Source organism: Parasphingopyxis lamellibrachiae (assembly GCF_003385775.1).
GTDB classification, from domain to species: Bacteria; Pseudomonadota; Alphaproteobacteria; order Sphingomonadales; family Sphingomonadaceae; genus Parasphingopyxis; species Parasphingopyxis lamellibrachiae.
In genome coordinates, this window is the sequence record NZ_QRDP01000004.1 from 2,173,191 (window position 1) to 2,199,477 (window position 26,287).

At 61.7% G+C, this 26,287-nt stretch carries 22 protein-coding genes; 13 read left to right on the forward strand and 9 right to left on the reverse strand.

Going from position 1 to position 26,287, the window contains the following annotated elements; all coding sequences use genetic code 11:
* Window positions 1–186 precede the first annotated feature (186 nt).
* Window positions 187–699 carry a single-stranded DNA-binding protein gene (gene ssb, locus DFR46_RS10900; protein WP_116236463.1) on the forward strand — a complete coding sequence of 171 codons (513 nt, stop codon included), beginning with the start codon at window positions 187–189 and terminating at the stop codon, window positions 697–699.
* 3 nt (window positions 700–702) lie between these two features.
* Here ssb and DFR46_RS10905 read toward each other — a convergent pair whose 3' ends face one another.
* Together DFR46_RS10905 and DFR46_RS10910 are read right to left on the reverse strand one after the other, a co-directional pair.
* Window positions 703–1,242: a YceD family protein gene (locus tag DFR46_RS10905; RefSeq protein WP_116236464.1), complete on the reverse strand. Its 540-nt coding sequence runs from the start codon at window positions 1,240–1,242 to the stop codon at window positions 703–705.
* Complete coding sequence (locus DFR46_RS10910) at window positions 1,239–1,766, reverse strand: ubiquinol-cytochrome C chaperone family protein (RefSeq protein WP_116236465.1); 528 nt, start codon at window positions 1,764–1,766, stop codon at window positions 1,239–1,241. The genes DFR46_RS10905 and DFR46_RS10910 overlap by 4 nt, the downstream gene beginning before the upstream one ends.
* Window positions 1,767–1,882: 116 nt before the next feature.
* Between DFR46_RS10910 and DFR46_RS10915 the strand changes: the two genes are divergently transcribed.
* Window positions 1,883–2,386 (forward strand): outer membrane protein assembly factor BamE, encoded by a 504-nt coding sequence (locus DFR46_RS10915; RefSeq protein WP_116236466.1) that lies wholly within the window; start codon window positions 1,883–1,885, stop codon window positions 2,384–2,386.
* Between the two features lie 85 nt (window positions 2,387–2,471).
* On the opposite strand, the gene DFR46_RS10920 is transcribed toward DFR46_RS10915, so the two are convergent.
* Complete coding sequence (locus DFR46_RS10920) at window positions 2,472–4,733, reverse strand: NADP-dependent malic enzyme (RefSeq protein WP_116236467.1); 2,262 nt, start codon at window positions 4,731–4,733, stop codon at window positions 2,472–2,474.
* A gap of 104 nt (window positions 4,734–4,837) precedes the next feature.
* Here DFR46_RS10920 and mutS point away from each other — a divergent pair, with 104 nt between their 5' ends.
* Together mutS and DFR46_RS10930 are read left to right on the forward strand one after the other, a co-directional pair.
* Window positions 4,838–7,477: a DNA mismatch repair protein MutS gene (gene mutS / locus DFR46_RS10925; RefSeq protein ID WP_245953826.1), complete on the forward strand. Its 2,640-nt coding sequence runs from the start codon at window positions 4,838–4,840 to the stop codon at window positions 7,475–7,477.
* Between the two features lie 9 nt (window positions 7,478–7,486).
* Window positions 7,487–10,243: a [protein-PII] uridylyltransferase gene (locus DFR46_RS10930; RefSeq protein ID WP_116236468.1), complete on the forward strand. Its 2,757-nt coding sequence runs from the start codon at window positions 7,487–7,489 to the stop codon at window positions 10,241–10,243.
* On the opposite strand, the gene DFR46_RS10935 is transcribed toward DFR46_RS10930, so the two are convergent.
* Window positions 10,240–12,132 (reverse strand): cation:proton antiporter, encoded by a 1,893-nt coding sequence (locus tag DFR46_RS10935; protein WP_116236469.1) that lies wholly within the window; start codon window positions 12,130–12,132, stop codon window positions 10,240–10,242. The two genes, DFR46_RS10930 and DFR46_RS10935, sit on opposite strands and share 4 nt — an antisense overlap.
* Before the next feature lie 111 nt (window positions 12,133–12,243).
* Window positions 12,244–14,988 carry a TonB-dependent receptor gene (locus DFR46_RS10940; RefSeq protein WP_116236470.1) on the reverse strand — a complete coding sequence of 915 codons (2,745 nt, stop codon included), beginning with the start codon at window positions 14,986–14,988 and terminating at the stop codon, window positions 12,244–12,246.
* A 207-nt stretch (window positions 14,989–15,195) separates the two neighbouring features.
* Between DFR46_RS10940 and DFR46_RS10945 the strand changes: the two genes are divergently transcribed.
* Complete coding sequence (locus tag DFR46_RS10945) at window positions 15,196–15,564, forward strand: VOC family protein (protein ID WP_116236471.1); 369 nt, start codon at window positions 15,196–15,198, stop codon at window positions 15,562–15,564.
* Between the two features lie 16 nt (window positions 15,565–15,580).
* Here the strand turns inward: DFR46_RS10945 and DFR46_RS10950 are convergent, their stop codons facing one another.
* From DFR46_RS10950 to thrS, 3 genes are all read right to left on the reverse strand, one after another.
* The gene (locus tag DFR46_RS10950; RefSeq protein WP_116236472.1) at window positions 15,581–16,501 is read right to left on the reverse strand and encodes a DMT family transporter; all 921 of its coding nucleotides are present in this window, start codon (window positions 16,499–16,501) and stop codon (window positions 15,581–15,583) included.
* A 56-nt stretch (window positions 16,502–16,557) separates the two neighbouring features.
* Window positions 16,558–17,088, reverse strand: coding sequence for a translation initiation factor IF-3 (gene infC, locus DFR46_RS10955; RefSeq protein WP_116236473.1), 531 nt, complete (start codon window positions 17,086–17,088; stop codon window positions 16,558–16,560).
* 168 nt (window positions 17,089–17,256) lie between these two features.
* On the reverse strand, window positions 17,257–19,254 hold the full coding sequence (gene thrS / locus DFR46_RS10960) for a threonine--tRNA ligase (protein WP_116236474.1): 1,998 nt from the start codon (window positions 19,252–19,254) through the stop codon (window positions 17,257–17,259).
* A gap of 111 nt (window positions 19,255–19,365) precedes the next feature.
* On the opposite strand from thrS, the gene DFR46_RS10965 reads away from it, so the two are divergent.
* The 4 genes from DFR46_RS10965 (at window position 19,366) to DFR46_RS10980 (ending at window position 22,427) form a co-directional block, all read left to right on the forward strand.
* Window positions 19,366–20,106: an SDR family oxidoreductase gene (locus DFR46_RS10965; protein ID WP_116236475.1), complete on the forward strand. Its 741-nt coding sequence runs from the start codon at window positions 19,366–19,368 to the stop codon at window positions 20,104–20,106.
* Window position 20,107: 1 nt separating this feature from the next.
* A complete protein-coding gene (locus DFR46_RS10970) occupies window positions 20,108–20,719 on the forward strand; it encodes a 2-hydroxychromene-2-carboxylate isomerase (RefSeq protein ID WP_116236476.1) in 612 nt (203 codons plus the stop codon).
* Between the two features lie 84 nt (window positions 20,720–20,803).
* Window positions 20,804–21,553 (forward strand): alpha/beta fold hydrolase, encoded by a 750-nt coding sequence (locus DFR46_RS10975; protein WP_245953827.1) that lies wholly within the window; start codon window positions 20,804–20,806, stop codon window positions 21,551–21,553.
* 1 nt (window position 21,554) lies between these two features.
* Window positions 21,555–22,427, forward strand: a complete 873-nt coding sequence (locus tag DFR46_RS10980) for a tetratricopeptide repeat protein (protein ID WP_147297672.1) — start codon at window positions 21,555–21,557, stop codon at window positions 22,425–22,427.
* Between the two features lie 144 nt (window positions 22,428–22,571).
* On the opposite strand, the gene DFR46_RS10985 is transcribed toward DFR46_RS10980, so the two are convergent.
* Complete coding sequence (locus DFR46_RS10985) at window positions 22,572–23,315, reverse strand: SIMPL domain-containing protein (protein ID WP_116236478.1); 744 nt, start codon at window positions 23,313–23,315, stop codon at window positions 22,572–22,574.
* Window positions 23,316–23,467: 152 nt separating this feature from the next.
* Here DFR46_RS10985 and DFR46_RS10990 point away from each other — a divergent pair, with 152 nt between their 5' ends.
* The 4 genes from DFR46_RS10990 to DFR46_RS11005 are packed head-to-tail and all read left to right on the forward strand — an operon-like array spanning window position 23,468 to window position 26,270.
* Complete coding sequence (locus tag DFR46_RS10990; protein WP_116236479.1) at window positions 23,468–23,899, forward strand: VOC family protein; 432 nt, start codon at window positions 23,468–23,470, stop codon at window positions 23,897–23,899.
* Between the two features lie 54 nt (window positions 23,900–23,953).
* The gene (locus DFR46_RS10995; RefSeq protein ID WP_116236480.1) at window positions 23,954–25,042 is read left to right on the forward strand and encodes an NAD(P)H-dependent flavin oxidoreductase; all 1,089 of its coding nucleotides are present in this window, start codon (window positions 23,954–23,956) and stop codon (window positions 25,040–25,042) included.
* 31 nt (window positions 25,043–25,073) lie between these two features.
* Window positions 25,074–25,796, forward strand: a complete 723-nt coding sequence (gene gloB, locus DFR46_RS11000; RefSeq protein ID WP_116236481.1) for a hydroxyacylglutathione hydrolase — start codon at window positions 25,074–25,076, stop codon at window positions 25,794–25,796.
* 54 nt (window positions 25,797–25,850) lie between these two features.
* Window positions 25,851–26,270: a hypothetical protein gene (locus tag DFR46_RS11005; RefSeq protein WP_116236482.1), complete on the forward strand. Its 420-nt coding sequence runs from the start codon at window positions 25,851–25,853 to the stop codon at window positions 26,268–26,270.
* Window positions 26,271–26,287: the final 17 nt, after the last annotated feature.

Genomic DNA, 26,287 nt, shown 5'->3' on the forward strand with positions numbered 1-26,287 from the left:
GGTCCGGTGCCCGATCACCTGCCTGAGACCGGCGGACAACAAGCGAAATTCTGGCAAGCACACACACACCGCTCCAACATAACCCCATGTTGCGTTCTCCCGGTGCTTGTCGAATCCCCGCCCTTTTTCTAAGCCAAGGCGAACTATCCGCCGGGACTCGGCGGCAGGAATTCTGGGAGACAAGACATGGCTGGCAGCGTCAACAAGGTAATCCTTATCGGCAATCTGGGGCGCGACCCGGAATCGCGTTCGTTCAGCAATGGCGGCAAGGTCTGCAATCTGCGCATCGCGACATCCGAGACATGGAAGGACAAGCAGACCGGCGAGCGCAAAGAGCGCACCGAATGGCACAGCGTCGCGATCTTCTCCGAAGGCCTCGCCAATGTCGCCGAACGCTATCTGCGCAAGGGCAGCAAGGTTTATATCGAAGGCCAGCTTCGCACCCGCAAATGGCAGGACCAGTCTGGCAACGACCGCTATTCCACCGAAGTCGTAATCGATGGCTTCAACGGCAGCATGACCATGCTTGACGGCCGCGATGGCGGGGGAGGTGGCGGCCAGTCGTCCGGAGGCGGTTCGGGTGAAAGCTGGGGCGGCTCTGGGGGTAATGACGGCGGCTATGGTGGTGGCCAGTCATCCGGTTCGAAGCCTGCGGGCGGCGCGTTCGACGACGATCTTGACGACGATGTTCCTTTTTAGCGGCTAGTCGGCGCTTTTCCCGGCAAGGGCATCGCGCAATCCCTTGAGTGCGCCAAAGGGCCCGGCTTCCTCTTCGCTGATAACGCCTGCATCCCGCAAAACCTGTTCCGCATTGCCGCTGCGGGGAAATGGGTCCAGAGCGAGCGCCACGGTCTGGGCGGCCGCTTCGCCGATATCGATAGCGCCGCCGGTATAGGTCATGGTTTCGCACTCGTCCGCGCTCAGTTCGATTTCCTCCTCGGATGGCGGCGCGGTTTCTGGCAGGAAGCGCAGATCGAACTCGGCTTCGATCCTGCTTGAAACCGGATCGCCGGTTACCACGCAGCTTTGCGTGACTTCGGCTCTGGCCAGTCCCCTGGCATAGACGACAGTGTCGTTCCGCCGGACCTCCGCTTCCGCAGACAGGCCGTCCATGGCCATCAGTTCGAAACGCCCGGCCAGCGCAGCGCATTCCTCGGCACTGGCCTCCACACTGTGCGATGCCGCTCCCGCTCCGATCGCATCGATCGGGATCGGGCGCGAAAATTCGGGCGGCTGACTCATGCGAGTTCCGGAAGCGCGCCGGCGATGATCGCATCCGCCGGTTCCTTTGCCAGCGCCTGCGCGAATGCCCTGAGGCGTGAAACGGTGAATGCCGTCTGATCCCTGGTTGGCGGTTCGCCGCGATAGAGATTGCGGAGCAGGGCTTCTCCGACATCGCCGCCTTCGGCAAATCCTTCGCGATAGGCATCCAGCCTGCCGCCGAGTGCACCCAGCATCTTGCCGATATGCTTGCCCACCACGATGTCGCCAATCCCCAGCTGGCGCAGCTGGCCGTCCATATCGCCTATGAACAGCTCCGCCAGCAACGCACTTTCGCTGGCATAGGTCCGGCCCTCGCGCTCGATCCGCAGCAGGGTCAGCGCAAGGATGGCGGCGATCATGTCGAACCGGCCGTCCTGCGTATCCGGAACCCCGCCCGTGGCATACCATTGCGTGTCGCGTCCGCGTTCGACGATGCCGCGATAGAGCGGGACCATCGCCTCTCGTGGACGGTTGCGCTTGAAAAGCCGGTCTATCAGGGACATTGGTGGATATCGCTCCTTCGATGCGGCCTTGCTATCCGGGTCGCCTTCCGCATATTGAGCGCCGAGTATCAAGTTGCAATGCTGGCTGTACAGGTGTTGCGCGTAAGGAGACCGAAATGCCCCGGAAAATCCGGCACTTGCCGTTGATTGCAAGCGTGACTGCCCTTTTTGCGACAGGCTTTGTGACGAGCGGCTGCGCGCAGATTCGCACGCATCAGGGATATTTTGGTGAGCCGATCCTGGTCCAGTCCGTGCAGCCGGGGGTCGATAACCGCGCTTCGGTGCAGGCTATGCTGGGCCGACCGACCTTTACCAGCCAGTTCACGACCTCCACCGAAACGCCGACCTGGTATTATGTTTCGCGCGATTCGCGCCAGCTTGCCTTCGCCCGTCCGCGGCCCACCGACCAGACGATATTGGCGGTGCGATTCGCCGGCGATGGCAATGTCGCGGCTGTCGACCGTATCGGCATGGATCAGGTTGCTTCGATATCGCCGTCCAGCGACGAGACGCCGACGCTCGGCCGCAACCGCGGCTTCTTCGACGAACTTTTCGGCAATATCGGCCGTGTCGGCAGTGTCGGCCAGGCGGGCAGCACCGCCGACAATCCGGGCGGATAAACAGAACTCATGCGCGCGCCTCAACCCGCCGGTTGAGCCGGCCGGTGAGATAACCTTGCCTCAGCAAGGTTCCAACAATGGAAATCTAACGCGCGATTCCGCCGGCGGCGAGCACAGCCAGCGTGACGAGCTCGCTTGCCGTTGCCGACATGGTTGCGATCTGCACCGGGTTGGCCATGCCGACCAGCATCGGCCCGATAACATGGTCGCCGCCCAGTTCGCGTAGCAGTTTGGCGCTGAGATTGGCCGATTGCAGACCAGGCATCACAAGGACGTTGGCCGGTTCGGACAGGCGGCTGAACTGGTAGTTCTTCATCAGCTTCGGGTTCAGGGCGACGTCGGGCGCCATCTCGCCCTCATATTCGAAGCTGACGCCCCGCGCGTCGAGCAGAGCAACCGCATCGCGAATATTTTCCAGCCAGTTGCCGGGCGGGTTGCCGAAAGTCGAATATGAGAGGAAGGCCACGCGTGGTTCGTGGCCCATCCGGCGCGCCACGGCCGCCGTCTGTTCGGCGATATCGGCAAGTAGCTCGGGCGAAGGCCGCTCGTTGACCGTAGTGTCCGCCATGAACACGGTGTGGCTCTTGCCGACCAGGATATGGATGCCGAACGGTCGCCGCCCTTCCATGGGATCAAGCACCTTCATCACCTGGCCTAGCGACTGGTTATACTGGCGCGTCACACCCGTAATCATGACATCGGCTTCGCCCAGCGCGACCAGAAGCGCGCCGAAGATGTGGCGATCCTGGTTGACGAGCCGTTCGCAATCGCGCCGCAGATAGCCGCGTCGCTGGAGCCGCTCGTAGAGATACTCGACCATCTCGGAGACGAGGGGGGACTTGCGGCTGTTGTGATACTCATACTCTTCCGGGTCGCTGACACCCAGCGCGCGCAGCCGGTCCGGAACATCGTCGCGCCCGACCAGGACGGGGATACCATAGCCGCCTTCGCGGAACTGGATGGCGGCCCTCAGCACCACTTCCTCCTCGCCCTCCGCGAACAGAACGCGGCGGGGGTGCGCGCGGGCCTGGTCATAGGCCAGGGTAAGCACGGATGTGGTCGGGTTGAGGCGTGATTTCAGGCGATGGCGATACTCGTCCATATCTAGGATCGGCAGCCGTGCAACGCCGGTATCCATAGCGGCCTGGGCGACGGCGGCAGGCACGATTTCCATCAGCCGGGGATCGAAGGGCGCCGGTATGATATAGTCGGGCCCGAAACTGTGCGAGGTCCCATAGGCGGCCGCCACTTCTTCGGGCACCTGTTGCCGGGCCAGTGCGGCGATGGCTTCGGCAGCGGCAATCTTCATTTCATCGTTGATTGTCGTCGCGCGTACATCGAGAGCGCCACGGAAAATGAACGGAAAACCCAGGACGTTGTTGACCTGGTTGGGATAGTCGGACCGGCCCGTCGCGATAATCGCGTCGGGCCGCGCTTCTTTCGCCTCGGGCGGGGTGATTTCAGGATCTGGATTGGCCATGGCGAAAATGATCGGCTGGTCGGCCATTTCCATTACCATTTCCGGTCTCAGCGCGCCGCCGGCGGACAGGCCGAGGAAAATGTCTGCCCCAGACAGCGCCTCTTGTAGCGTGCGCGTATCGGTGGCGGCGGCATGGGCGGATTTCCACTGATCCATCCCCTCCTCGCGGCCCTGGTAGATAACGCCCTTGCGATCGCACATGATGACATTGTCATGCGGCATTCCCATGGCCTTGATCAGCTCCGTGCAGGCGATAGCTGCGGCACCGGCACCGTTCACGACCATGCGGCAGTCCCTGATGTCCCGCCCTGTCAGATGCAGCGCGTTGATCAGGCCGGCGGCCGAAATGATCGCCGTGCCGTGCTGATCGTCATGAAAGACGGGAATATTCATCCGCTCTTTCAGTGTCTGCTCGATGATGAAACAGGCTGGCGCGCCGATATCTTCCAGATTGATGCCGCCAAAGCTCGGCTCCATGATCTCGACCGCGCTGATGAACTTGTCGACATCTTCGGTATCGAGCTCGATATCGATCGAATCGACATCGGCGAAACGTTTGAAAAGAACGGCTTTTCCTTCCATCACAGGCTTGGAAGCGAGCGCACCGAGATTGCCGAGGCCCAGAATCGCCGTGCCGTTGGAGATGACGGCGACGAGATTGCCCTTGGCCGTATAGTCATAGGCCTTGGCCGGATCCTCGGCGATGGCTTTAACGGGGACCGCAACTCCGGGCGAATAGGCGAGACTCAAATCGCGCTGCGTTGCCATGGGTTTGGTTGCAACGATTTCGATCTTGCCCGGCCGATCGTGTGAGTGAAAAAGCAGCGCCTCCCGCTCAGAAAATTCGACATTGCTGCGGTCGTTCATCAATTCCCCCCGGTGATGATAGTGTGGCTGAGCGGACGAACTCGTCCTTTCGCCTTATTGAGGCATGGCGGCCACGGCGGCAAGACGCTATCCCCCGATTCGACATGGCGACCAAGGCAAAAAAGACGCGCGCAGCCAAAACCGGCCCGACGCCGATGATGACGCAATATCTGGCGCTTAAGGAAACTGTGCCGGATTGTCTGCTTTTCTATCGCATGGGTGATTTTTTCGAGCTGTTTTTCGAAGATGCGAAGCAGGCGGCGGCGACTCTCGATATCGCGCTCACGGCACGCGGAGAGCATGAAGGCGAGCCGATTCCGATGTGCGGCGTGCCAGCACACAGCCATGAAGTGTATCTGGCGCGACTGATAAAGGCGGGGCACCGGGTTGCGCTTGCCGACCAGACGGAAACGCCGGAACAGGCGAAGAAGCGCGCCGGATCGAAAGCGCTGGTCGGCCGCGCGGTGGTGCGCGTCGTTACGGCGGGCACGCTGACCGAAGAAACGCTGCTCGACGCGAAATCGGAAAACTGGCTCGTCGCCATCGCCGAAACCGGCGAGGCGCTGGGTATCGCCGCTGCCGACATCTCGACCGGTCGGTTCACATTGTCGCTGGCCGAACCCGATATGCTGGACGCCGAACTTGCCCGGTTGTCCGCGGCGGAGCTGATCGTTCCGGAAGGCTTTGCCGCGGCGCCTAGCGATGCGCAGATTTGCCCGAGAACGGATTTCAGCAGCATCGGCGCGGAAAAGCGGCTGAAGGCCATGTTCGGGGTCGCGACGCTGGACGGCTTTGGCGATCTTCACCGCGCCGAACTTGCTGCCGCCGGCGGGCTGCTCGCCTATCTCGAAACGGCGGGCCAGGGCGCGGTGCCGTTTCTCCAGCCGCCGCGCCGCCACCGGACCAGCGATCATATGCTTATCGACGCGGCGACGCGGGAAAGCCTCGAGCTGACCCAGGCCGTGGGCGGCGGACGCAAGGGAAGCCTGCTCGGTAGCATCGACCGGAGCGTTACCGGGGCGGGTGCGCGATTGCTTGCGGCTGACATTTCGGCGCCGCTGACATCACCCGAAGCGATCACGGCGCGGTTCGATCTTGTGCAGCTGTTTGCCAATGACGCCGGTCGCCGCGAAAGCTTGCGCGCGGCGCTCAAGGCGCTGCCCGATCTGGGCCGGGCGCTGGGCAGGCTGGTGGCCGGGCGCGGCACGCCGCGGGACCTTGGCCTGCTGCGCGACGGCCTCGGCGCGGCGCGGGATCTGCATATCAGCCTTGCGCGGATTGCAGAGCCGCCGGCGTTGCTGAGCCGGTTGCTGCCGCTCCTGACCGGGCATGGCGCATTGACCGACCGCCTGTCGCGGGCGCTCGTGCCCGAGCCGCCGATAGACATGGCCAAAGGCGGCTATATCGCCGAAGGCTATGACGCCGCACTGGACGATCTGCGGGCGACGGCAGGCGCCGGGCGCAAGGCGATCGCCGCGCTCGAGGCGCGCTACCGCGAGGCGACGGGCATCGCCAGCCTGAAGGTCAAGCACAACAACGTGCTCGGCTATCATATCGAAGTGCCATCCCGGCATGCCGATCCGCTGATGAGCGCGGAATCCGGCTTCACCCATCGCCAGACGCTGGCCGGGGTCGTGCGCTTCAACGCGCCGGACCTCCATGAGGAAGCGCAGCGGGTGATCCAGGCCGGTGCCCATGCCCTTGCGGCGGAAGCGGCGCATCTCGAGGAACTGATCGAAATCCTGTTGGCCGACAAGGCGCGCGTCGCCGCGACGGCCGATGCGCTTGCTCGGCTGGATGTTGCCGCCGCGCTTGCTGAGCAGGCGACCCTGGCCGGCTGGGCCCGACCCAAATTGGCGGCCCATGCCTGTTTCGAAATCGAAGGTGGTCGGCACCCGGTTGTCGAACAGGCGGTCGAGCAGCTGGGCGAGCGATTTGTCGCCAACGATTGCGGCCTGTCTCCCGAGGAGCGGCTCTGGCTCGTAACCGGGCCCAATATGGGCGGTAAATCGACCTTTCTGCGACAGAATGCCCTGATTGCCGTACTCGCCCAGGCAGGCAGCTATGTGCCGGCGGCCTCCGCCGAACTGGGCATTGTCGACAAGCTGTTCAGTCGTGTCGGCGCGTCGGACAATCTGGCGCGGGGCCGGTCGACATTCATGGTCGAGATGGTGGAAACGGCCGCAATTCTCGCCCAGGCGACGGAGAACAGTCTGGTTATTCTCGACGAGGTCGGGCGCGGTACGTCGACCTATGACGGGCTTGCCATTGCCTGGGCGGTTGTCGAGGCGGTCCATGACGTTAACAGGTGCCGCTGCCTGTTCGCCACCCACTATCATGAGCTGACCCGGCTCGCCGAAAGGCTCGACGCGCTCTCCCTCCATCACGTGCGGGCGCGGGAATGGAAGGGCGATCTGGTCCTGCTCCACGAACTGGCGGATGGCGCGGCGGATCGCAGTTACGGCCTCGCCGTGGCCAAGCTTGCCGGACTGCCGAAGGAAACGGTTGCCCGTGCCAAGGCAGTGCTGGCGAAACTGGAAGCGGGCCGGGCGTCGACTGGCGGGCTTGCGGCGGGACTTGATGACCTGCCTCTTTTCGCGGCGGATGCCGTGCAGGAGGAAGAGCGGCCCGATCCGCTGCGCGATGCGCTGGCCGCCATTCATGCCGATGATCTCAGCCCGCGCGAGGCGCTTGAAATGATTTATCGGCTCAAGCGGCTGGCGGACGATGGCGGCGACGCCTAGATTGGAGCCATGGCCGGTACCACCATTCCCAATCGCCGCGCAATTATCGATCGCCGCGAAGTCGCGGCCCGACTGCACGGGCTGGAAGCAGACGGGTCGGCCGCCTTGCGCGCGGCGGCGGTGGAGGAGCTGCGCGAAGCCATGGAAAAGGGCGGTGCAGAGATTTCCGCGCGCCTGGTGGCCCGGCCCTCGCACGGGAGCATTATCACCGCGAGCTATTCCTTCCTCTACGATCAGCTGCTCAGGCTCATTTATGATTTCACGGTCCAGCGGCTCTATTCGAACAGCAATCCATCGGATGCCGAACGGCTGACCCTGATCGCGGTTGGCGGCTATGGCCGCAGCGAGCTCGCGCCCTTCTCCGATCTCGATATCGGTTTCCTGACGCCGTACAAACAGTCGCCCTGGTGCGAGCAGGTGATCGAGACGATCCTGTATACGCTCTGGGATCTGGGTCTGAAGGTCGGCCATTCGAGCCGCTCGCTCGACGATATGGTACGGATGGCGAAAAGCGATCTCACGATCCGCACGGCCCTGCTCGAAGCGCGCTATCTCTGGGGCGACGAAACGCTGTATGATGAGGCAACCCGGCGCTTTTATGTCGAAGTTGTCGAGGGTACGGCCCAAGCCTTTACCGCAGAAAAGCTGGCCGAACGCGATTCCCGGCACGAGCGGATGGGCGACAGCCGCTATGTTGTCGAACCCAATATCAAGGACGGCAAGGGCGGCCTGCGCGATCTCCATACATTGTTCTGGATCGGGCGCTATGTACATCAGGTGCGCGATCTGGGCGAGCTGGTGGAACATGGCCTGCTCACTGCCGACGAGCTCAAACAGTTTCGCAAGGCGCGCACCTTCCTGCTTGCCGTGCGCTGCCATCTCCATCTGATTTCGGGACGGCCCGAAGAACGGCTGACCTTCGATGTGCAGCCCGAAATTGCCAAGCGGATGAACTATGCCGAGCGGACCGGAAAATCGGCTGTCGAACGGTTCATGCAGCATTATTTTCTGACCGCGAAACAGGTCGGCGATCTGACCGGCATCTTCCTCGCCCATCTCGATGAGCAATATGGGCCGCGCGGCAGGCGGTTCATCATGCCCACATTGCGCCGCAAGCCGCGAAAACTGAACGGCTTCACGCTTGACCGCGGGCGCCTTTCGATCCCCCATGAAGGTTTTTTTGCGGAAGACCCCGTTCGCCTGATCGAGTTGTTTGCCCTCGCCGACAAGCATGGGCTGGAAATTCACCCGACCGCGATGCGGCAGGCGGGCCGCGATGAGAAGCTCGTGGCAAAAAAAGTCCGCAAAGACGCCCGGGCGAATCAGCTCTTCCTTGATGTGTTGACGAGTCCGCGCGATCCGGAAACCGTGCTCCGCTGGATGAACGAGGCCGGGATTTTCGGGCGCTTCATTCCCGATTTCGGCCGCGTTGTCGCGCAGATGCAGTTCGACATGTATCATCATTATACGGTCGACGAGCACACGATCCGCGCGATCGGACTATTGTCCAAGATTGAGAGCGGGTTGCTGAAAGACGATCACCCGCTCTCCCATGCAGTTATGGGCAAGCTCGTCTCCCGGCGCGTGCTTTATGTGGCGGTGCTGCTGCACGATATTGCCAAGGGCCGGGGCGGCGACCATTCGATCCTCGGCGCGGAAGTGGCCAACAAGATCTGCCCGCGACTGGGGCTCGATGCGGGGGAAACGCAAACGGTCGCCTGGCTTGTCCGCTGGCACCTGTTGATGTCGGCTTCGGCGTTCAAACGCGACCTTTCCGATCCCAAGACGATCGAGGATTTCGTTCTCAGGGTCAAAAGCCCGGAGCGGTTGAAACTACTGCTCGTGCTCACGGTGGTCGATATCCGTGCGGTCGGGCCCGGCGTCTGGAATGACTGGAAAAGGCAATTATTGTCCGATCTATATAGTGCTGCGGAAGAAATGCTGCGGCTGGGCCATATGCATCAGGGCCGCAACTCGCAGATTGAAGCGGCTCAGAAGAAATTGGCCGAAACCCTGGGCTGGTCGCAGTCGGAGATGGCGCGGCATTTCAAACGGATGCCCAAAGCCTATTGGATTGCGGAAAACGAGGAAACCGCGGCCGCCAATGCCCGGCAAATGTCGGCAGCGGAGGGGACGAATGACAAGCTCTCCATAGCGATGCAGCCGGACCCGGAGCGCGGTGCGACCCTGGTGACGATCTATACTGCCGACCATCCGGGGCTGTTCTACAGACTGGCGGGAGCTGTCGATATGGCCGGGGCCAATGTCATCGACGCGCGCATCTATACCAATCGCGATGGCATGGCGCTCGACAATATCCTCGTTCAGGACCCGTTTGGCGGAACTTTTGACGATCCCGGGCAGCTCGAGCGTCTCGAAACAGCCATCCGTGACGCGATGGCCAACAAGCACAGGATGAAAGAACGGCTGGAGGCGCGACCGCTTTCGCGAACCCGCGCGGAAGCCTTCCATATCGAACCGCTCGTGCTGATCGATAACAAGGCGTCCAACCGGTATACGGTGATCGAGGTCAATGCGCTCGACCGGCCGGCCCTTCTCAACAGTCTGACCCATGCCTTGTTCCAGTCAAAGGCCACGATCCGCTCCGCCCATATCGCGACCTATGGCGAACGGGCCGTCGACACTTTCTACCTGACCGATCTTTTCGGCGAGAAAATCGTCAATTCCTCGCGATTGAAGGCCCTCCAGAAGCGGCTTCTGAAAGCGGCTGCAGCGCCGAAAGAAGAGGAGCAGGAAGCGGCTTAAACCGCCGGTTCGGGTTGTGGTGGCCGCTGTTTTTTCTCGCGCTGCGTTTCGGGGCTTGCGGGCGGCGCATAGCTGACGATGATATCCCCCGGCTCGACAATCGGCCGTGCGTCCGTCGAGTAGAAAAGCAGGCGCCTGTCGGGTTTGAGAACGCAGATCATCAGCGCTTCGGGGTCGAGCTTCTGCTTCAGGTCCGCGATGCCGAATTTTTCCGTGATCTTGGTGCGCGTGAAGACCCAGTCGGCATCTTCGCATTTCAGCAGATCGTCAATCGTGGGGGCGGAGCGCATCAGCACGCGGCCGCGCGAATGATAGGGTGCCCGGTCTTTGTCCGTACCGATCTGGCTGACCGAGTCGTAACCCATTTCGGGGCCCAGATCGTCGCAGATCAGGGCGTTATAGGCATCATTGTCGGTTGCCGCGATAAGCTCCTGGAACTGGCCGAGATCGAGATGCTCCTGGCTCACTTCGTCGAGAATGTCTCCGCGATAGACGTCAAGCTCCCGCCGTCTGGCGGCCCGCAGCGCATATTGCGACGGGTCTGCAATAGTGACGGGGATGTCCAGCTTCTTGAGCAATTCGCCAAAATCGATCGTCCAGCGATTGGCCCCGACAAGCAATACGCCATCGGCCGGCCCCTGATCGATGCCGAGCCGTCTGGCCCACCATTTTGCCGAAAAACCGTGCGCAAATATTGTCGCGATGACGACGCCGAAGGAGAGGGGGATCAGCGCTTCGGCATCTTCCACCCCATAGTCGACGAGGCGGATCGCGAAGAGACCGGTGATCGCGACGGCGACAATCCCGCGCGGTGCGATCCAGGCGATAAACAGCCGCTCGTTCCAGGGCACACTCGAAAAGAGCAGCGCGACAAGGATGGTCAGCGGGCGCACCACGAACAGCAGCAGGACGAGGAAGCCGGTGAAGCGCAGCACGCCTTCGACGGGATCGGGGGAACTTGTCTGGAAGCTGGTGATGACTTCCCAGTCGAGGGTCGCGGAGAGGATGATGAACACCCCGGATATGAGGAGGACCGAAAGATCCTCCTTGAAGCGCCGCAGGGCATGGCTGGAAAACATCGGCCGGTTGGCCATGACGACGCCCATGATGGTAACCGTGACCAGACCCGTTTCATGCTGGATGATATCGGCGAGTACGAAGCCGCCGATTACGAGGATGAGCAGCATCGGCGCTTTCAGATATTCGGGTACATAGCCGCGCGGGAAAAACCATGTGACGCCCCAGCCAAGCGCTGCGCCGAGCAGGGCTGCCACGAAGGTCGATCCGATAACGTCGAAGCTTATCGCGGCGATATTGGTGCCCGACCCGCCATAGGTGACATAGGCGAAGATGAAGACGGCAAGCAGCGCGCCGATCGGATCGTTGACGATGCCTTCCCATTTCAGGATGTTCGATACGCGCGGGCCGACGCGCAGCGTGCGCAGCATCGGGCCGATCACCGTAGGGCCCGTCACGACCAATATGCCGCCGAACAGTGCGGATACCGACCAGCTCAGCCCGGCGCCGTAGTGCGCGGCCAGCGTGCCGAGGAACCAGCCCAGCGGCACACCGATGACGACAATGCGCATCACAGCCCAGCCGGCCTGTCGCAGCTCCCGGAAATTGAGGCTGAGCCCCCCTTCGAACAGGATTACGGCAACTGCGAGCTTGATGATGGGCTCCATCAGGGCCCCGAAATCTCTTTCGGGATTTATGAGGCCTCCGCGGAATATATCGAGGGGAATGAGGGAGCTGAGCGGCCCGACGATGATGCCCATGATGAGCATCAGTGCGATGGCGGGTTTGCCCGTGCGCCATGCTATCCACTGCGCGCCGACTCCGGCAACGCCGATCACCGCGATTTTCACCATGAGGGAGTCGAGTGCCATTATCTATCAATGGCCGGGAAAGGCTCTCTCTTCAACTGATTGTTCTGAGACAAAAAAGAGCCCGCGCCGTTTGATGGGCGCGGGCTCCTCAAAAGGTTCAGGTTGCGCGGCTTAGAAGCGCGTACGAACCGTTACGCCATAGGTCCGCGGTTCGGCGAGGAATGCCGAATAGGTCTGCTGCGGAGCGATGAACGGGGTGTTGAAGGCAACCTGCGTATAATCGGTGTCGAAGAGGTTCTGAGCCCAGAGTTCCAGCGACCAGCGATTGTCGGCGCCGCGGAGGCCCACGCGCGCATTGACCACGACATAGCCTTCCTGTTCTTTGCCGAACAAGAGATCGGAGCCGGTATTATAGCCGCTCGTCATACGCGTGTTGAGATAGACGAGGCCGCTCATGCCGTTGGAGCCGATAGGCGGCGTCCAGCTCATGGCGCCGGTCACGACGATGTCAGGCGCGTTGGACAGGCTGTCGCCGGGCAGCAGGCGCAGCGCCGGATCGAGCGGCGTGCCGTCGTCACGGCCGATAAGGTCATTTTCATAACCGGTATCAGCGTATGTGAAGCCCGCGTTGAAGGCGAGATAGTCGGTCGGATTGAGCGTAGCCTCGACTTCGATGCCCTGGGAAATGACCCCGGGCTGGACATCGCCAGGCGCACAGGCACCGGTCAGTCCGCCGGTATCCTGGTCGGCGCCGTTAAGGCCCGTGCCGCAGCTGTTGATGTTCTGAACGAGGAAAACCGTGCCGTTGAACGTGTTCAGCTGGAAGTTTGAAAACTCCTGACGGAAGGCTGCCGCACTGATCGAGAAGTTCCGGCCCGTATATTTCGCACCAATCTCGAAGGCATCGACCGTTTCCTCGTCAAACTGAAGATTGGCCGGATTGTTCAGCACAGCAGGGCCGACGACAACCGAGATATTGGACTGGCCGGTCGTATCGGCAGGGCTGTAGAACGCGCCGGTAAGTGCCGAGCGATCAAGGTTGAAACCGCCTGCCTTGTAGCCGCGAGAGTAGCTGGCATAGAGCAGCAGATCGTCCGTCGGGCGGTAGGAAAGAACGGCGGTGCCGGTGAATTCCTCTTCGCTGCGGTCATCGGAAATGTTGAGCGCATTGAGTTCCGTCGACGAATTGCCCTGACAGCTCAGCGATATCAGCGCTCCGGCGAGCCCGGCCAGAGGCCCGGCCAGCAGCGGGGACTGAAGATTGCGCTGCACCGGGCAGATCGCATTGGTGTTGTTGAAGTTCGCCGAGAAGTCCTTGTTCTCATTCGTGTAGCGAGCGCCGAGCGTCAGATCGAGGCGATCGGTGATATGAATGATGTTATGTGTGAAGAAGGCGAAGTTCTCGCTGGTCTGCTCGTAACGCGTGCCATTGGCACCGACATTGTTGACTTGCGACAACAGGTCGAGGCCGCCGAGAATGAGCGGCGTTCCTGCGCCGAAAGCCGGCATAGTGCCGGGCGCCGTTCCGGCCAGCACAGCTCTTCCGCCCGCGCTCAGGCAGCCCTGACCGCCCGGCGATACAAGAGCCGGGTTGATTGCGAGGATGACCCGACAAGGCGCGAAGGCCCCGTACTGGCTGCCGAATTTCAGATTGTCGGTAACCGTCAGGTCTTCATGCGCGTAATAAGCGCCGATCAACCAGTCGAGCGTGTCGTTGAACGCCGTCCCCTGCAGGCGAAGTTCCTGGCTGAACGTCTGGAACTGGCGTGAGCCGGCATCGTTGCCCGGTGCGCGGAACAGAATGTCCACACCCGTATAGTCGGTGTCGGAACCCTGATTGTTGCTATAGTCGCGATAGGCCGTGATCGAGGTCAGGTCGACTGCGCCCAGTTCCCAGTTCGCCTGGAGCGAAACGCCCCAGTCCTCGGTTTCGCCCGCATAGGAGCGACCGGCTGTGGGGTAGATGTTGCGATCATAGGGATCGTCGGTGAAGGCCCGCGGATCCTGTCCCAGAGCAAGCAGGATCGGAATGATCGGGTTTTGCAGGCCAACCAGCGATCCGCCGCCGCCCGGTCCCGCAAAGGGATTGAGTGCGGCATTCTGCGTGGCGCCCGGTGTCATCTCCGGGGTCACGAATACTGCGGCACAGCATTCTTCGTCCTTGTTCGAATAATCGCCGATAATACGGATGCTGAGTTCCGGCGTCGCTTCCCACAGGGCCTGGGCACGGAGGAGATAGCGATCCTGATCGTTGACGCTGCCGCCATTGATCCTGTCATTATAAAAGCCGTCGCGTTCCAGATATACGCCATCGACGCGAGCTGCGACGGTGCTGCCGATCGGGAAATTTATGCCGCCTTCGAGACGGATGGTGTCGAAATTGCCGTATGTTGCTGCCGCATAGCCTTCAAGGTCGAAGCTGGGTCCTGCAGTAACAATGTTGATCAGGCCTGCCGACGCATTCCGGCCAAACAGCGTTCCCTGCGGGCCGCGCAGAACTTCCACCCGCTCGATCGGGCCGAGTTCATTGAGACCGGCGCCGGAGCGAGAGCGGTATACGCCATCGATGAACACAGCGACCGAGCTTTCAAGGCCCGGGTTGTCGCCGACCGTGCCGATGCCGCGGATACGGGCCGAGCCATTGGCTTCGTTGCCGGTCGACGAAACGAGCAGGGACGGAGCAAGCTGGTTGAGCTGGCGGATGTCATTGGCACCCGAATTCTGCAGGCTTTCCGCATTCACGGCGCTGACGGCGATCGGAACGTCCTGAAGCCGCTGTTCGCGACCCTGTGCGATCACGACGATAACATTGTCATCGCTGCTGTCGCTCACTGCGGCGGTTTCGGCGTTCTGCGCCATGGCGGGTGAGGCTATTGCAGCGATTCCAGCGGTCGCTAGCAAGATTGATCTACGCATCGGTTTGGTCTCCTGTTTGCATATTTTTTGTTTTATAGTTGCCTACTTTCTAGGATTCTCGGCGGGAAACACCAGAGATACCAACAGGTCCGGATCGTTAGTCGGGCCGAGTGATGTCTTTGAGCAACACACTCCGAACTGGCCGTAGACCGGCATTTCCGTTACGGATGGTCCGGAAAAACCGGTTGTTTGAAAGGAAAGCGGGTCATGGCGGTAACGGGTATGGGCGGGCTATTCTTTCGGGCGGAAGATCCCGAAGCGCTTACGCAATGGTATCGGGATCATTTCGGACTCGGTGGCGGTGACAGCTGGTGGCACCAGGCGGCCGGCCCCACGGTCTTTGCGCCGTTCAAGCAGGACAGCGACTATTTCAGCGCGGACAAGGCCTTCATGATCAATTTCCGGGTCGACGATCTGGCTGGAATGATCGAGAAACTGGAGGGCGCCGGAATCGAAGTCATCCGGAAGGACGAGTGGGACATGGACGGCAGCTATGGCCATTTTGCGCGGGCCCATGATCCCGAGGGCAATGCGATAGAATTATGGGAGCCGCCGGCCGAGCTGCCCGAAAGCTGAACGTGGGTGCGCCTTCCTAGCTGTCGGGAGCCTGGGCTCCGCCAAGTGTCGGCGGTACGCGTTTCTCGACCTGCGGCATCGCCTTGCTCGGGCGGCGGACAAGCAGGATGGCGGCGAAGATCATCGTCATTCCCGCAACATCGATCATAGTCAGGATTTCTGCGAACCAGAGAAAACCCAAAAGGCCGGAGAATAGCGGTTGGATCAGCAGTCCCAAACCGCTTGCAAGAGGAGGCAGGTGCGGCAGCGCATAGATGATCAGCCCCTGCCCTGCGACCTGGCTGCTGATGGCCAGCAGGAGAAGGGGCGTCCAGTCCTGCGGCCAGAAGGTTCCGCCGTCGAGCAGGGCAACGGGCAGGAGGAAGAGCGCGCCGGCCATCGTTGCATAGCCGAGAGTCGACAGCGCGGACAGGCCGGCCCGCGCCTTGTTCATCACGATCAGATAGGCGGTATAGAACAGGGCGGCGAGCAGGCACAGCAGATCGCCGTTCAGGTTGGCGGCGGAGACCGAGGCGGACTGGGCCGACAGCGTCCCGATGCCGATTGCGGCCAGCAGCAGGGCGAGGGCGGCGAGCGGCGTCGGCCAGCGGCGCACAACCAGATAGCCCCAGACCGGGAAGAGAAAGGCCGCAGCGTTGCCGAGCAGGGTGGAATTGGCCAGAGTCGTGCGCTCGATGCCGAGATGCCAGCTGGCGAGATCTGCCGCGAAAAAGAAGCCGCCAAGCACCAGCCAGACGATGCTCCATGCAGAAGGCGGCCGCGCAATGCGCCCTTCTGCTGCGCGCACCATCAGAATCAGCAACGGCGCGCCGATGGCCAGACGCCAGAAGGCGGACTGCACCGGTCCGACATCGGCGAGGCGCACGAGCAGGGGGCCGGCAGACAGGATGATGCTGCCGAGCAGGAACAGGGGAAAGACAAAACGCGGTGCGGTCATAACCGCCGCCCATGCGCTTTCCGGACGGCGGTTTCAATCGTTGCGGTTAATCGCGATTATTTCGGTGCGAGCACCATCAGCATCTGCCGGCCTTCCATCTTCGGATGGGCTTCGGTTTTAGCGTTTTCCTTGGTGTCTTCCTGCACGCGGCGCAGAAGATTCATGCCGAGTTCGCGGTGGGAGAGTTCGCGGCCGCGGAAACGCAGCGTGATTTTCACCTTGTCGCCATCTTCGATGAAGCTGTGAACCTTCTTCATCTTCACGTCGTAATCGTGATCGTCGATGTTCGGACGCATCTTGATCTCTTTGATATCCTGCGTCTTTTGCGACTTGCGGGCGAGATTGGCCTTTTTCTGGGCCTCATATTTATATTTGCCCACGTCGAGGAATTTCGCGACGGGCGGATCTGCGTTCGGCGAGACCTCTACAAGATCGAGGCCGACATCGGCGGCCTGTTCGATCGCTTCATTGGTCAGCAATACGCCCAGATTCTCGCCATTCTCGTCGATCACGCGGACCTTCGGCGATTGAATGAACTGATTGTAGCGAGGGCCGTTCATCGGCGGTGCCGCAGGGCGGCGGGTCATGGGGGGACGTATAGCTGAAACTCCTTAAAACATGTGACGGCCAAGCGCCGCCCATACAATATACGGTGCTTTGTCCGGGAATCAAAGGCGCGGATTGCAATGATGATCCTTAGACACGTCGCGCGAGCAAGTTTCAACAAACCAATGCCGACAAAAACCCTGCCCAGGCTACCGCATGTCCGGCGGTGTCGCCTCTTCGGAAAGCATCGCCACGGCCTCGTCCAGCGTCATCACCTTCTGATGCTCGTCCGAACCCAGGCGCCGCAGGGCGATCGTGCCTTCTTCCGCTTCCCGCTTGCCGACAACAAGCAGGTTGGGAACCTTGGTCAGGCTGTGCTCGCGGACCTTGTAGTTGATCTTCTCGTTGCGCAGATCGGTTTCGACCCGGATGCCAGCATCCCGCAGTTTCCCGGCAACAGTGAGCGCATAGTCGTCGGCATCCGACACGATCGTTGCAACGACTGCCTGAACCGGCGCCAGCCAGAGCGGCAATTTTCCGGCATGGCTCTCGATCAGGATGCCGATAAAGCGTTCGAAGGTGCCGAGAATGGCCCGGTGCAGCATCACCGGCCGGTGGCGTTCGCCATCCTCGCCGACATAGCTGGCGTCCAGGCGTTCAGGCAAAACCGTATCGGTCTGGATCGTGCCGACCTGCCATGTCCGCCCGATGGCATCGGTCAGATGGAATTCAAGCTTGGGTGCATAAAAGGCGCCTTCACCGGGCAGTTCTTCCCAGCCATAATCCTCCGTATCGCGGCCGGCGGCTTTCACGGCATCGCGCAGCGACTGTTCGGCCCAGTCCCACATGGCGTCGCTGCCGAAACGCTTTTCGGGGCGCAGCGCAAGCTTGATCTTGTAGTCAGGGAAACCGAGATCCTTGTACACGCTGTCGAGCAGGTCGCAGAAGCGCCGAACTTCGTCCACCAGCTGGTCTTCGCGGCAAAATATATGCCCGTCATCCTGCGTCATCTGGCGGACACGGAGCAGGCCGTGCAGTGCGCCATGCGGTTCGTTGCGATGGCAACAGCCCATTTCGGCAAGGCGTAGCGGCAGGTCGCGATAGCTTTTGATACCCTGGCGGAAAATCAGAACATGGGCCGGGCAGTTCATCGGCTTCAATGCCATCATGTCGGCAGTGCCGCTGATGACGGGCGCATCCTCTTCGCTGCTCGGAATTTCGTCGGGCACGACGAACATATTCTCGCGATATTTGCCCCAATGGCCCGACTGCTCCCATTGCCGAGCATCCATCAGCTGCGGCGTTTTGACCTCGTCATACTCCGCCGCCTCTATCTGTCGGCGCATATACTGCTCCAGCGCCTGCCAGATCACATAGCCTTTAGGGTGCCAGAAGCAGGAACCCTGCGCTTCCGGCTGGAAATGGAAGAGATCCATCTCCTGCCCCAATTTGCGATGGTCGCGCTTGCCTGCCTCTTCCAGCATGTGGAGATGCGCATTGAGCTGTTTCTTGTTGAGCCAGCCCGTGCCGTAGATCCGCGACAGTTGCGGGTTGCGCTGGTCGCCGCGCCAATAGGCGCCCGATACGCGGAGCAGTTTGAACGCCTTGGGATCGAGCTTGCCGGTCGATGCCAGATGCGGGCCGCGGCACATGTCCATCCAGTCGTCGCCCGACCAATAGACGCTCAGCTCTTCGCCTTCGGGAAGCTCGGCCGCCCATTCGGCCTTGAAGCTCTCGCCATCCTTTTCCCAGCGCGCGATCAGGTCGTCGCGCTCCCAGACCTCGCGGCGCAACGGCTTGTCGGCGGCAATGATCTTGCGCATTTCCTCTTCGATGAGAGGCAGGTCCTCGTCCGTGAACGGCCGATCCTTGGGCGCGAAATCATAATAGAAGCCGTCCTCGGTCGACGGGCCAAAGGTGATCTGCGTGCCGGGAAACACCGATTGCACGGCTTCTGCCAGTATATGGGCATAGTCATGCCGCGCCAGTTCCAGCGCGTCGGCTTCGTCGCGGCTGGTGATCAGGGCAAGCTCGGCATCGCTTTCCAGCGGGCGCATGATATCGCGGACTTCGCCGTCAACCTTTGCCGCCAGCGCGGCCTTGGCGAGGCCCGGCCCGATATCGGCGGCAATATCCGCCGGGGTCGTTCCGGGCGCGACTTCGCGAACCGAACCGTCGGGAAGCGTGATGGAAAGCATGTCGGACATAGAAAAGGGTGGCCTGTTATCGGAAAGCTGCGCTTGCCATAAAAGAGGCGTGGCGGCTGTCAATGCAAGCTATGAATTGCCTTTGCCGCGAACAACCCCCAGATTGCCGCAATGAGCGAACCGGAATCAGGGGCCTGCCTCGTTATCGGCGCCGGCGCGGACACGGGTGGGGCGATTGCCCATGCTTTCGCGCAGGAGGGTTATCAGGCCTGTCTGGCAAGGCGGCCCCGCAATGCGGACGAGCTTGAAACCCTGGCGCAAAGCATCCGCACGGAGGGCAATATCGCCCATGTGACGCCGGTCGACGCGCGCGACGAGGAAGCGATGATCGCATTGGTCGAACGCATCGAAACCGAGATCGCGCCGATCGAAGTGGCGGTCTTCAATGTCGGCGCCAACGTCAACTTTCCGATCGCGGAAATGACCGGGCGTGTTTATCGCAAGGTTTGGGAAATGGCCGCCTTTTCCGGTTTCCTGATGGGCCGGGAGGTTGCCAAGAGGATGGATACGCGCCGCCGCGGGACGATCCTGTTCACCGGAGCCACCGCCAGTCTGCGCGGCGGCCCCGGCTATGCGGCCTTTGCCGGGGCGAAGTTTGCGCTCAGGGCGCTGGCCCAGTCCATGGCGCGGGAGCTTGGTCCGAAGAATATCCATGTCGCCCATGTCGTGATCGACGGGGCCATCGATTCCAAATTTATCCGCGAAAACCTGCCGGATGTTGATGAGAGGCGGAGCGAAGATGCGATCCTCTCGCCAGATGCCATCGCCGCCAATTATGTCATGCTCCATAACCAGCCGCGCAGCGCCTGGACGCATGAGCTGGACCTGCGCCCCTGGAAGGAAAACTGGTAGCATGACCAAAAGCGTCGATTTCATTTTCGATTTCGCCAGCCCGAACGCCTATCTGGTTCACCGGGTCTTGCCGGGGATCGCGGAGCGGACCGGCGCGACCTTCCGATATATTCCCTGTCTGCTCGGCGGGATTTTCAAGGCAACCGGCAACCAGGCACCGATGATCGCCTTTGCGCCGATTCCCAACAAGCTGGCCTATGAGCAGCTGGAATTCGGGCGATTCATCGCTAGGCACGGACTATCCGATTTCACCTTCAACCCGCATTTCCCGGTCAACACGGTTTTGCTGCAGCGCGGCGCGCTGGTGGCGGAGCGCGACGGCCGGCTGATGGACTATGTCGAGGCCGGGCTGCACCATATGTGGGAGGCGCCGAAAAATATGAGCGATCCGGAAACCTATGCCGAAGCGATGAGCGAATCGGGCTTCGACGGCGCAGCCTTGGTCGAAGGCGCGCAGGATGCAGCGATCAAGCAGAAGCTGATCGACAACACCGGGGCGGCGGTGGAGCGTGGCGCTTTCGGCATCCCGACCTTCTATGTCGGGCAGGAGATGTTCTTCGGCAAAGAGCGCCTCGATCAGGTGGAAGAGGCAGTTGCCACTCTTGCCGATTGACCGGGCGCGCGGCTTGCGCTTCGCATTCCGTGCCGGAATGGGTAAGGCCTCTGGCATATCGCTTGATTGTGAAAGGGCACAGCATTGACCGAACTCCGCTATTATGAGCGCGCGGGCCAGCCGAACCTTGCCTATCGCCACCGGGAAGGCATCGGCCCTACCCTCGTATTCCTGCCCGGCTATATGTCGGACATGGAAGGATCCAAGGCCGCCGCGATCATGGCCTATGCCGAAGCGGAAAACCGCGCCTGTCTCTTGCTCGACTATTCGGGCTGCGGATCGAGCGAAGGCACATTCGAAGATCAGAAGCTTACCGACTGGCGCGACGATGTGATGGATCTCGTCAATGCGCTGGTCCTCGGGCCGGTCGTGCTCGTCGGGTCGTCCATGGGCGGTTGGCTTATGCTGCTCTGCGCGCTTGCGCATCCGGAACGGGTATCGGCGCTGGTCGGTATCGCCGCGGCGCCCGATTTCACGGACTGGGGTTTTACCCAGGACGAGAAGTTGACGATCCTGCGCGACGGGCGCCTCGAACAACCGTCCGACTATGACGACAGCCCCTATGTCACGAGCCGAAAATTCTTCGAAAGCGGCGAAGCCAGCCGGCTGCTGGGTACCGAAATCGCCATCGATTGCCCGGTGCGGCTGATCCATGGCCAGCAGGACGTTGATGTGCCCTGGGAATATTCGGTGCAGCTGGCGCGCCAGCTGCGTTCAGCCGATGTCCATGTCACCCTCGTCAAGGACGGCGATCATCGCCTGTCGCGGATCGAAGATGTTGCGCGGCTCCTGGCCCAAATCGAATGGTTGCTCGAAAGCCTGAAAGCGTCCTGAGTTGAGTATTCTCTTTGTCATCGCCGCCTTGCAGGCGGCTCCGCCACCTGTCGACCCCATCCTGATTCCCCCGCGGGAAGATGCGCAAACGCAAAGCCCGTCTCCGGCGATGGCCAGAACTCAGCGTCTGCTAAGCTGTATGCGTGTTGCCGCAAGCGATCCGGCAGCTGCGATTGCGGAAGGCGCACGCTGGGCGCTCACCGATGGCGGAATCGAAGCCGAACTGTGTCTGGGCCTGGGCTATGAAAACAGCGGCGATTGGGATGCCGCCGAGCGCGCCTATATGCGCGCCCACGGCTTTGCCGAAGCAGCAGGCGACACGCGCGGCACCGGGATTCTGGCCAATGCAGGACGTATGGCTTTGCGCAATGGCGATCCGGCAAGCGCGCGCGACAGATTCGGTGTCGTGCTGGCCGATTCCTCCCTCTCCGATTCGGTGCGCGGCAATGTCCTGATCGAGCGCAGCCAGGCGCATGTGGCGCTGGAGGACGGAGACGCTGCGCAAGCAGATCTTGTGGCCGCTCAGGCGCTGCTTCCCAATGACAGTTCGGTTTGGCTGCTTTCCGCGACACTGGCGCGGCGGCAGGGCGATTTCGATACCGCCGGTGACTTTATCGACCGGGCACTGGAGCTTGACCAGACAGATCCGGCCAACCTGCTTGAGGCGGGCAATATCGCAATCGGGCTTAACGCCTATGATATCGCCCAGCAGGCCTGGAGCCGGGCGGCGGCGGCGGATCCGGATGGGCCATCGGGCCAGGCGGCGGCCCGCAATCTTGAGCGGCTCGCCGCGTTGCTGGCGGAAGACCCCGGCGTCCCGGTGGAGTTGCCTGATCAAAGTCCGGGAATAGAAGAGACTGACCCACAAGGCTAGTTTGTCAGACTCGACCTTTCGATCGCGCGCCGCACCAGCCGGCTCCCCCACCCGGCCTCCCATAGAATACACTGAGTGGGAGGCCGGGTGGTGGAGTGGGCCGGTGTGGCGATTTCCTGCCGAGGAAATTCTGACAAAACGCGACTAGTCCAGATAGAAATCGATTGTCGTGACCACGCGGACCAGCTTGTACGGCGTGTCGGCCACGCCATAGCCGCCGGCATCGCCGTCGCGCGAGGCAATCGAGAAATAGCCCTGCGTGGCGCTCCTTATACCGCCTACGCCGGTGCCGCTGTCTTCGGCGAACTGGCTGGCGGATGCGCGCGCATCCTGCGTCGCTTCGGCTACCATTTCCGGCTTGATCTCGTTGAGCCGGGTGAAGGTATAGCTCATCCCGGACCCCTCTTCGAGAACGACGCCGCGGCGCACGAGATCGAATTGGCGAGCCACTGCATCCTGCGCCCTGTCTATGTCGGTGGTCCGGAGCTGTAGCCGCTGGCGTATCGTATAGCTCGGCTGGCCTCGGTTGTTGTATTGTGAGACGTTGACCCCTGAGGGTTGCAGCGCTTCGGCTTCGAATCCGAGCTCGCCGAAAAAGGCGCGGATGGCTTCGGTATCGCGGTCGATATCGCCCTGCGCCTCTGCAAGGTTGGTGGATTGCGCCGAATAGGAAATCGTCCAGGTCGCCAGATCGGCGGTCACTTCGCGCTCGGCCAGGCCGCGCACCGTAACCGATCGGTCGGCCATCCGCGCTCTGAGCAGTCCGTCGCCGAGCAGATAGCCGCCTGCGACAATGCTGATCCCGAGCACACCGCTTGCAACGAGGAGGGTTCGGGCATCCGGCATCCGCCAGCCCCGCCCGGTGTTTTCGCTGTTTTCGTCAGTCATCAGTCCTACCCCTTATGATCGCCCGCCGATGCTTTCACTCATCCCGGCGGGCGTCTATGACGCGACCCGATAGCATTCCCGCCTATGACGCACCAGAGATGAACCGTTGCTGACTTGCGATGAACCGTTGATCCGATAAAGGAAGTTTCTCGATGAAATATCTCCACACCATGATCCGCGTATCCGATATCGACAAGACGCTTGCCTTTTTCGATCTCCTGGGACTGGTCGAGCTCAAGCGGTATGACATTGAGCAGGGGCGCTTCACCCTGGTGTTCCTGGCGGCACCCGGCGATGAAGATGCGCAGGTCGAACTGACCTATAACTGGCCAGCGGAGGACGGTATGGCAGAGCAGTATGACGATGGCCGCAATTTCGGGCATCTCGCCTATGCCGTCGACAATATCTACGATAGCTGCCAACGGCTGATGGATGGCGGGGTGACAATCAACCGGCCGCCGCGCGACGGCCGCATGGCCTTTGTCCGCACGCCCGACAATATCTCGATAGAGCTTCTGCAAAAGGGCGACTCCCTGCCACCGGCCGAGCCCTGGGCTTCGATGGAGAATATCGGCAAATGGTAGGTTCCGGCTCCATCGGGATACTCGCGATTTCCGGCTGTATGCGAACGGAAGCTCATGGCTGAAGGCGCCGCTTTGTTTGCGAACTGGCCCGATGATCGGCTGACCCGGTTGCTCGGCACGCAGCACCCGATCATCCAGGCGCCGATGGCCGGAGCGACTTCGCTCGGGCTCGTCGCCGGGGCGATTGCCGGTGGTGCGCTGGGATCGCTGCCCTGCGGTATGCTGAGCGAGGATGCGGTGCGGGAAGCGGTGAACGCCGTCCGGGCCCTAGAGGCCGGGCCGCTGAACCTCAATTTCTTCTGTCACGATTTGCCGCCAGATGAGGATGACGGCGATTGGCGGGCTGCCCTTTCATCCTTTTACGGCGAATATGGAATCGACGGTTCGGGCCCGACGCCGCCGGTCCGCAAACCGTTCGATGCGGCGATGTGCACTGTTGTCGAGGAGGCGCAGCCTGAAATCGTCAGCTTCCATTTCGGGCTTCCCGACGCGCCCCTGCTCGACCGGGTCAGGGCGACGGGCGCCCGGATCCTGTCATCGGCCACAACGGTCGAAGAGGCGAAATTCCTGGCCGATCACGGGTGCGATGCAGTGATTGCCCAGGGCTATGAGGCTGGCGGCCATCGTGGCTGGTTTCTCGGGACTGAGCCGGACAGCCAAATTGGCACTATTGCCCTGGTTCCGATGATCGTGGATGCGGTTTCGGTTCCGGTCATCGCTGCAGGCGGTATTGCCGATGCGCGCGGGATCGCGGCGGCTCTGGCGCTGGGCGCTGCGGGCGTGCAGCTCGGCACGGCGTATCTGTTCGCCGAGGAGGCACCGATCATCGATGTGTTCCAGCAGGCACTCATGTCTGACCGGGCCGGTCAAACGGTCCTTACAAATCTATTCTCCGGCGGGGTGGCGCGGGGCATCGCCAACCGGTTGACGGACAGCTTTGGAGCGATATCGGACCGGGCGCCGCCCTATCCCCATGCATCGGCGGCGCTGGCCGCACTCCGAAGTGCTGCGGAAGCGGCGGGCGACGATGGCTTCAGCCCCTTATGGGCGGGCCAGGCGGCACCGCTGGGCGCGCCGACCGGAGCGCAGGCCCTGACGGAGCGACTGGCCCGCGAGGCGCTTGCGCAGATCGGCCGGGCTTAACTTTGTTCCGGGGCTGGCTTATGGTCGCGCCATGCTCGAAATCGTCCGCATTCCTGTCCTTTCCGATAATTATGTCTGGCTCGTCCATGAGCCGGAAAGCGGGGAGACGATGGTCGTCGATCCGGCTGTTGCTGAGCCGGTTCTGGCAGAGGCCGACAAGCACGGATGGACCATAACCCAGATCTGGAATACGCACTGGCATCCCGATCACACCGGTGGCAATGAAGCGATCAAAGCGGCGACTGGCTGTACGGTTACCGGGCCGGAAGCGGAGCAGGCGCGCATCCCCACGCTCGATCGCACCGTCAAACAGGGCGACACCGTAAAGCTTGGCGATGTCGTCGCTGACGTCATCGACGTGCCGGCGCATACCGCCGGCCATATCGCCTATTATCTGCCTGGCGAGGATGCGGCCTTTGTTGGCGATACGCTGTTCGCGATGGGCTGCGGCCGATTGTTCGAAGGCACAGCCGAGCAGATGTTCGACAATATGCGCAAGCTTGAAAAGCTGCCTGACGAGACGCAGGTCTATTGCGCGCACGAATATACTGAGGCGAATGGCCGCTATGCCGTCACCGCCGAACCCGATAATCGCGACCTGCAAGCGCGGATGGACGAGGTTGTCGCGATGCGGGCAGAGGGCAAGGCCACCGTCCCGACCACCATCGGCCTTGAACGGGCGACCAATCCCTTCATGCGTGCTGGTTCGGCAGAAGAACTGGCGGAGCGCCGCGCCGCGAAAGATGCGTTTTAGGCAAACCTGTGCTATTCTGAGCCTTCGGGGGCAAGAAGCGGAAGGAACTTAGACATGGTTCGATTCATACCCGTGGCGCTTTTGGCGCCCCTGCTAGCCGGATGTACGGCCAATGCGATGGAAACATCCAACGCCCAGGCCGACCCTCTGTCCGAACGCGATCAGCGCCGGATGGCGGCACTGCTCGACGGCAAGGCGCCGGGCGATTCCCAGCCTTGCATAACGACCCGTCCAACGACGCAAAGCTCGATCATCGGCAACCAGGCGATACTCTATCGCGTGGGCAGAACCGTTTACCGGAATGATCTGGATGGCATGTGCCCGACACTGACTTCGGACAGTACGCTTGTCGTTCAGCGATATGGCTCAAGCCAGCTGTGCAGCGGAGAAATATTGCAAATTCGCGATCCGCACAGCGGCGCATCTTTCGGCAGTTGCGTGCTCGGTGAGTTTACGCCCTACCGGGAAGAATAAAGCGCAACCAATGCCCG